Source organism: Idiomarina sp. UBA4206 (genome assembly GCF_002383015.1).
Classification (GTDB): domain Bacteria; phylum Pseudomonadota; class Gammaproteobacteria; order Enterobacterales; family Alteromonadaceae; genus Idiomarina; species Idiomarina abyssalis.
Genome location: NZ_DFTS01000058.1, coordinates 1 through 8084 on the forward strand (window position 1 = coordinate 1; position 8084 = coordinate 8084).

The following is an 8084-nucleotide window of genomic DNA, read 5'->3' on the forward strand; positions in this document are numbered from 1 at the left end:
TGGCTTGGGTGCTTCCCAGGCAGCGTCCGGCTTTAATTTCTTGTTTGGCTGGAGTGAGGGAACCACAACACAGGTTCTGCTAGTTATCGGTATTACCGCTGTCGCACTAGTATCCGTGCTTGCAGGACTAGAGTCTGGCGTTCAGCGTTTATCGCAAATCAACATGACATTAGCCGCGATTTTAATGTTGTTCGTCATTATTGTTGGTCCGACGGTCGCGATTCTGACTGGCTTTGTCGATAACCTCTATAACTACGTTGTAAACTTACCGGCCTTGTCCAACCCAGTTGGTCGTGAAGACTTAAACTTTTCTCAAGGCTGGACGTCTTTCTACTGGGCCTGGTGGATAGCATGGTCACCATTCGTGGGGATGTTCATTGCCCGTGTTTCACGGGGGCGTACTGTACGTGAATTCTTGATCTCAGTGCTGCTAATACCGTCTATAGCCTGTGTTTTTTGGATGAGTGTATTTGGTACCGCAGCTATTGAACAGTTTTTAGCTGGGGCCGAGAAAGTCGCGGAGGTTGATTTATCATTACAGCTGTTTGTGATGTTAGATGGCTTACCATGGACAGGCATTACCTCATTCGTGGGGATTATCCTTGTTATGGTTTTCTTCATTACCTCCTCTGATTCCGGTTCACTGGTTATCGATACCATCAGTGCCGGCGGTAAAGTCGAAGCGCCAGTACCTCAGCGTATCTTCTGGTGTACCTTTGAAGGGTTAGTCGCAATTGCCCTGATACTGGGCGGTGGTTTAGTTGCACTACAAGCCATGGCCGTTTCAGCGGGCTTACCTTTCACTCTTGTTCTGCTGGCCGCGTGTGTCGCAGTCATTCAGGGCTTGCGCTCTGAACCAAGAGTTGGTAAAACCACAAAATAACCTACCACGAGCGACACCTCTGGGTGTCGCTCATTTTCTAAGGTGCTTATATGGAAGCTGAGCACGTCGAAATACTGAACTTCTTACGCAAATATTCTCCATTTAATGAGTTACCGGAAGAAGAGCTTCAATTAGCCGCTAAGAACACGTCAGTAGCATACTTCAAAGCAAAGACTCAGATATTAGAGTTTAATCAGCATATCGACTCTCTGCATGTCGTCAGAAGTGGGTCTATTGAGACCTACCACAAAGACGGTTCGCTGTTTAACCGGCTGGACGAAGGTGGTTTTTTCGGTGAAGCAGGTTTACTTCGTAAAGGCCGTGTCCGCTTTCCGGTCAGAACCATTGAAGACACATTACTTTACTACATTCCGGGCGAGCTCTTTAATCGCTTTTATGACGAATACGACTCTTTTGCCGACGCGGTGGAGGTTGAAGAACAACGCCGTGTTAGCCATGCGGTAAAAGAACACGAGAACCGCAACCGCACATTATCAGCCCGCGTCGAAACGTTAATTACACGCGAGCCTGTGGCCATCGACAAAAACGCATCAATACGTGAAGCCGCTGGTTTAATGACCGATGAGAAAGTATCGTCATTGCTTATTTACGACGGCGAAAAACAAGACAAACCTGTTGGCATAATCACCGACAAAGACTTGCGTAAACGTGTACTCGCCGTAGACAGAGATGCTTCCAGTCCGGTCTCTGACATCATGTCTGAAAATTTGATTTTTATTCAGCATAACAACCGCGTTTTTGAAGCGTTTTTAACCATGCTACGTACCAACCTGCATCACTTACCGGTGCTACGTCAGCAGAAAGTGGTCGGCGTTATTGCTTTGTCTGACGTCGCACGACATGAATCGCAAAGTAGCTTATATGTTGTTTCCAGCATTTTTAAGCAAACCAGCATTGAAGAGCTCTCGCAGCTGGTGCCTGACGTGCATAAAAGCTTTGTGCGTATGGTGGAAGAAGACGCCAACTCACGCATTATTGGCTCGGCCATGGCTACTATTGGACGCAGCTTCAAACAGCGCCTATTAGAGTTAGCCGAAGAAAAATACGGACCGCCGCCGGTTCCTTACTGCTTTCTGGCGCTGGGCTCCATGGCTCGCGACGAACAAACCGTTGTAACAGATCAGGACAATGCCATGGTGCTGGATGACAGTTTTGATCCCAAACTACACGATGAATATTTTCTTAATATCGCGCAGTTTGTTTCCGATGGCCTGAATGCCTGCGGTTATACCTACTGCACTGGCGATATTATGGCAACAAACCCAAACTGGCGGCAGCCTCTCTCTAAATGGAAGCATTACTTTAGCGACTGGATAGATAACCCATCGCCCGAAAAGTTACTGCAGTCCTCCATATTTTTTGATCTGGACGGTGTAGGTGGTGAAACCCGTTTTGCTAAAGAGCTGAATCAACTTATTCGCAAAAAGGCACCAAAAAACAAACGATTCATAGGCTCTATGGCTCGTAATGCATTAAATCGAACACCGCCGTTAGGCTTTTTTAAAGACTTTGTGATGGAAAAAGACGGCAAGCATCGTGACAGTATTAATACGAAGCGCCGTGGCACCGGCCCGGTTGCTGACTTAATTCGGGTGCATGCTCTGGCCATTGGTGCGCAACGACAGAATTCCTTTGCGCGGTTAGAGGAAATAATTGAGGCCAACGTTCTGCCGAAAGGTCGCGGCCCTGATTTACGCGACGCGCTTGAACTCATTTCTATGGTGCGAATTCGTCACCAGGCTTTAGCATTAGAAGCTGGGGATCCCCCCGATAACAATGTCGCACCGGAAGACTTATCAGATTTTGAGCGTAAAAACTTAAAGGACGCTTTTCAAATTCTTAGCAACGCGCAGAAATACCTGCGTTATAAGTACTCCGGAGGCTGATAATGTTGTATCTGCCACCAGATGCTGAGAATAAACAACAGAAAAGCACCATAGACTGGCCAAAACGTTTTCAGGAACTGGCCAAAACAGCCAAATACCCTGCCCTGAAAAAATACTATGAGGCGGGTATAGCTAGTAGCAGCTCTCCTATTAGCCATGTCCCTATGGTCGCAGTCGACTTTGAGACCACCGGTATGAACCCCGATAAGCACGGCATTATTAGCATTGCTGTTATACCCATGACGCTTGACAGAATCCACATGAGTCAGGCAAAACAATGGATTGTTAAGCCCCGAAGGCTACTAACCAATGAGTCAATTACCATTCACGGTATAACACACAGTGCCATTGAAAGAGCTCCCGACTTTTCCGAAATTATCGACCCTTTATTAGAATCCGTAGCCGGAAAAATTTGGGTGGTGCATTACAACGGTATAGAGCGCCCGTTTCTACAAGGTGCCTTTAAAGAGCGCCTAAAAGAAAGCATTCATTTCCCGGTTATCGACACAATGGAAATTGAAGCGCGCTTTCATCGCCAGAAACGCAGTTTATGGGACAAGTTAACTGGTAAAGAGCGGGTGTCTATTCGTTTAAGTGATAGCAGAGATCGCTATAACCTGCCCTTCTATGCACCGCACGACGCTATGACTGACGCTCTTGCCTGCGGTGAGCTCCTGCAAGCACAAGTTGCTCACCACTTTTCAGCTGAAAACCCTATTGGTGATATTTGGTTGCCTTAAGCTACATTAACCTGCGAACGACCGGCAGATTTTGCTTTATATAAGGCATTGTCTGCCTCGCGCATGATATCTCTTAGTGGTGTATTCGCAGCCTGTGATGATACGCCAATACTGGTGGTACAATGTAGAATATCGTTAAAATAAAGTGCTTTCACGCTGCTAACTGCTTTATAGACCTGGTTTGCGAAATCCAGTTTTTCCCGCTTTTCCGTTTCATGAAAAACAATAGCAAACTCTTCACCGCCCATACGCCCTATTACGGTATTACTATCAGCTAGCGAGTTGAGTTTCTGACCAATGGCTGCAAGCAACGTGTCGCCGGCTTCGTGCCCGTAGCTGTCATTGATGTCTTTAAAGTAGTCTAAGTCGAGAATCATTAAACCCAGACTGGAGGATTTAGAGAGACTTTTTCGTAACTTGTCGGCATACATAAAGAATGCTCGGCGGTTATACAATTGAGTCAAACTATCGATTTCTGCGAGAACTTTTAATTCTTTTTGGGCTTCCTGAAGCTCTACTTCTACCTGTTTGCGTTCGGTAATATCCGCCGCCACTTCTAACCGAACCTGTCGTCCGTCATGCCATTGAATTAAGCGATCACGACACTGATACCAGCAATTATTACGAGTGTTCTTAAACTCCCAAAGGTAGGTATCGCCATTTTTCGGAAGTAACGGATTGGTACAAAAGTCACAAGGGTTGCTTTGCCCTTTTTGTAAAACCTCAAAGCAACGCTTACCTCTCACTTGGTCAAACTCGCTAACGCCACCAATATTCTTTAGCGCATACTTGTTCATGAAAAGCAGCTCGTGAGTGTCTGTGTCAGAGACATATACAACAGCGTCGAGGTTATCGAGAATATTTTCCAGGTCGGAGACTTCAGTTACTGCGCTTGGTATCATAAGTTTACGTAAAAGTACTGGTATATGCCTTTAATTCATGGCAGGTTTTAATGACTCATATAATTAAAATTAAACATTATCTAATGGTCTAAAAATGAAAAATATTCTTTTTCTTACGTCAATTGCCGTCGCAAGCTTTGCACCCTTTATCAGTTCTGCCCAGGTAGTAAAGCCTGCTCCACGCGTTAGTACTCAAGCTCAGGCTGAGTTTTTTGCGGCAATTAACGAGCACTGTGGCAACTCATACGCTGGCGAAGTAACGGTTGATACCCCTGCAAGTGAGGGCTTTGAAGGCCCGTTGATTATGCATGTGCGCAAGTGCGGTGATACTAAAATTGAAATCCCGTTTCACGTTGGGGACAACCATTCGCGCACCTGGATCTTAACGCAAACAGGGTCTGGTATTAGTCTTAAACATGATCATCGCAAGCAAGATGGCAACTATGATCCTTTAACCATGTACGGTGGTCATACTGTTGATAAGGGTCACTCGACAGCTCAATCTTTCCCTGCTGATGCTTACTCAAAAGAACTATTTATTGAACTGGGAGTGCCGCAGTCGAATACCAACATTTGGCAAATGTATATCCACGATGACACATTTACCTATCGTTTAATTCGCGAAGGCAGAGAGTTTCGGGTTGATTTTGACTTAACAGAAACCGTTGATACGCCACCAACACCCTGGGGCTATGCTGATTAATCTGAGTTTCTATCGCTCCAATGAGTATTTTCATTGTCGCGCTCTTCTTTTTCCATGAGCACTAAAGTGAGATAAATCTTAGTAGGCAGCGATAAAATAACGCCAATGGCGTTCATCGCTGCCCCTAAAATATACCCACGAAAGCCAATGTCATCATTGCCGAAGGTAACAACCAACACCACGTGACCTAATAATATTAGGCTGATGCCGGTGATCATAGCGGCTTTGAGCAGTTTGGCCTGCGTGGCGTCCTTCATTTACAGTACGTCACCAGGAATGCGAACCGCTCCTTCCATTAAGACCCGTGCGCTGCGGCTCATAATGGCTTTAATAGCGGTCCATTGACCATTTACTTGTTTACACTCAGCACCAACTTGCAAAGTGCCCGACGGGTGACCGAAGTTCACCATAGTACGGTCTTTGCCACCTGCAGCTAAGTTTACGGTAGTACCAGGAATTGCCGCGGCAGTTCCGATAGCAACAGCAGCAGTTCCCATCATGGCGTGATGCAATTTTCCCATCGACATCGCCCTTACCAGCAAGTCAACGTCATCGGCTTTAATGACCTTACCACTGGATGCCGTGTAATCTTTCGGCGCTGCAACAAAAGCCACTTTTGGGGTGTGCTGGCGGTTTGCCGCTTCTGCAACATTGCCAATTAGCCCCATTTTTACCGCGCCATAGGCACGAATGGTTTCAAAGTGTTCCAGTGCTTCCGGACTGCCGTTAATGACTTCCTGCAGCTCTGTGCCGTCGTATCCAATTTCTTCTGCATTAAGGAAAATGGTCGGAATACCAGCGTTGATCATCGTTGCTTTTAATGTGCCAATGCCAGGAACCTCTAGATCATCAATAAGGTTACCGGTCGGAAACATGGACTCACCATCCGCTGATGGATCCATAAACTCCACCGGCACTTCAGCCGCCGGAAAGGTGACACCGTCCAGAATAAAGTCACCGGTTTCCTGCACTTCACCATTGACCATAGGCACTTTGTTGACAATGGTTTTACCAATATTGGCCTGCCAGATACGGACTTCGCACACACCGTTTTCAGGGATACGCTCAGCATCGACAAGACCATTAGCAATAGCAAAAGGCCCTACGGCTGACGATAAATTGCCGCAGTTACCGCTCCAGTCAACAAAAGGCTTATCAATAGATACCTGACCAAACAGGTAGTCTACGTCATGGTCTGGTTGCTCGCTTTTAGAGACTATAACCGTTTTGCTGGTGCTGGAGGTAGCACCACCCATGCCGTCCGTATGCTTAGCATAAGGATCCGGACTGCCGATTACGCGCATCAATATAGCGTCACGCACAGCGCCCGGCTGTTGAGCCGGCTCGGGTAAGTCCTGCAGACGAAAGAAAACCCCTTTTGAGGTCCCGCCACGCATATAGGTGGCGGGAATTTTAATTTGTGGTTTATGCATCGTTTTAGAACCCCTTAGCTTGCTTCTGCTTCTAAAAAGTCCTGAGCAAAACGTTGTAATACACCACCGGCTTCATAAATTGATACTTCTTCTTTGGTGTCTAAGCGGCACTGTACCGGCACTTCTTCACTGTCACCATTGGCACGATGAATGACTAAAGTCAGTCTCGATCCGGCTTCCGGCGTACCTTTCACATCAAAGGTTTCAGTACCATCAATATTCAGCGTTTTACGGGTTGTGCCTTCTTCAAACTGCAGCGGCAATACACCCATACCAATTAAGTTGGTACGGTGAATGCGCTCAAAGCCTTCGGCGACAATGACTTCAACACCGGCTAAGCGCACACCTTTTGCAGCCCAGTCGCGTGACGAGCCCTGACCATAATCAGCACCAGCCACAATAATCAACGGCTGTTTGTTCTCCATATAGTGTTCAATGGCTTCCCACATGCGCACGGTTTTGCCTTCCGGCTCAATGCGCGCCAGCGAACCCTGAATGACTTTACCGTCTTCGCCTTTCACCATTTCATTAAACAGTTTCGGGTTAGCAAAGGTCGCGCGCTGTGCTGTTAAATGGTCGCCACGATGCGTTGCGTAAGAGTTAAAATCCTCTTCCGGCACACCCATTTTCGCCAAATATTCACCGGCGGCACTGTCAGCCATAATAGCGTTTGACGGTGACAAGTGGTCAGTGGTGATATTGTCGCCCAGCACCGCTAACGGACGCATACCTTTCATGGTGCGCTCTGCAGCTAATGCGCCTTCCCAATATGGCGGACGGCGAATATAGGTAGTTTGTGGGCGCCAGTCGTACAACGGGTTATTCTTCTCACCGTAGTCAACTGACAGGTCAAACATCGGATCATACACCTTACGGAATTGCTCAGGTTTAACACTCTGTTTCACAATGGCATCAATCTCTTCATCGCTTGGCCAAATGTCTTTCAGCGTTACCGGATTACCGTCCGGGTCAATGCCCAATACGTCTTTCTCAATATCAAAGCGAATAGTACCCGCTATGGCGTAGGCTACGACCAATGGTGGAGACGCCAGGAACGCCTGCTTAGCATAAGGATGAATACGACCGTCAAAGTTACGGTTACCGGATAGTACCGCCGTAGAGAATAAATCGCGGTCAATAATTTCCTGCTGTATTTTCGGATCCAACGAACCACTCATACCGTTACAGGTAGTACAGGCAAAGGCTACTACGCCAAAACCTAAATCTTCCAGTTCAGGCAACAGTTCAGCTTCTTCCAAATACATTTTGACCGTCTTAGACCCTGGAGCCAGCGATGATTTTACCCATGGCTTACGGGTTAAGCCCAGTTTATTGGCGTTGCGGGCAATTAAGCCGGCCGCAATCATGTTGCGTGGGTTACTGGTATTGGTACAACTGGTAATGGCTGCGATAATCACCGCGCCGTCAGGCATTTTGCCTTCTTCCGGGTTCTCAATGTGTTTCGCAACACCACGCTCAGATAGCTCCGATGCAGGTAACAGCGAATGCGGGTTCG

Annotated in this window: 8 protein-coding genes; 4 read left to right on the forward strand and 4 right to left on the reverse strand. The window is 47.1% G+C overall.

What is annotated here, in order from left to right; genetic code table 11:
- From B3180_RS11590 to B3180_RS11600, 3 genes are all read left to right on the forward strand, one after another.
- On the forward strand, positions 1 to 883 hold an 883-nt coding region (locus tag B3180_RS11590; protein ID WP_286844686.1), incomplete at its 5' end, for a BCCT family transporter.
- Between the two features lie 50 nt (positions 884 to 933).
- Entirely contained in the window at positions 934 to 2790 is a 1857-nt protein-coding gene (locus tag B3180_RS11595) for a DUF294 nucleotidyltransferase-like domain-containing protein (protein ID WP_222236899.1), read from the forward strand.
- A gap of 2 nt (positions 2791 to 2792) precedes the next feature.
- Positions 2793 to 3530 (forward strand): 3'-5' exonuclease, encoded by a 738-nt coding sequence (locus B3180_RS11600; protein WP_278358655.1) that lies wholly within the window; start codon positions 2793 to 2795, stop codon positions 3528 to 3530.
- Here the strand turns inward: B3180_RS11600 and B3180_RS11605 are convergent.
- A complete protein-coding gene (locus B3180_RS11605) occupies positions 3527 to 4432 on the reverse strand; it encodes a sensor domain-containing diguanylate cyclase (protein WP_278358654.1) in 906 nt (301 codons plus the stop codon). The genes B3180_RS11600 and B3180_RS11605 overlap by 4 nt on opposite strands.
- Positions 4433 to 4526: 94 nt before the next feature.
- Between B3180_RS11605 and B3180_RS11610 the strand changes: the two genes are divergently transcribed.
- Complete coding sequence (locus B3180_RS11610; protein WP_224797497.1) at positions 4527 to 5135, forward strand: hypothetical protein; 609 nt, start codon at positions 4527 to 4529, stop codon at positions 5133 to 5135.
- On the opposite strand, the gene B3180_RS11615 is transcribed toward B3180_RS11610, so the two are convergent.
- The 3 genes from B3180_RS11615 to acnA all read right to left on the reverse strand — a co-directional run.
- Positions 5132 to 5392 carry a hypothetical protein gene (locus B3180_RS11615; RefSeq protein ID WP_222236895.1) on the reverse strand — a complete coding sequence of 87 codons (261 nt, stop codon included), beginning with the start codon at positions 5390 to 5392 and terminating at the stop codon, positions 5132 to 5134. The two genes, B3180_RS11610 and B3180_RS11615, sit on opposite strands and share 4 nt — an antisense overlap.
- Positions 5393 to 6568: a 2-methylaconitate cis-trans isomerase PrpF gene (gene prpF, locus B3180_RS11620; RefSeq protein WP_278358653.1), complete on the reverse strand. Its 1176-nt coding sequence runs from the start codon at positions 6566 to 6568 to the stop codon at positions 5393 to 5395.
- Between the two features lie 14 nt (positions 6569 to 6582).
- Positions 6583 to 8084, reverse strand: a 1502-nt coding sequence (gene acnA, locus B3180_RS11625) for an aconitate hydratase AcnA (RefSeq protein WP_286844693.1), incomplete at its 5' end; no start/stop codon positions are given.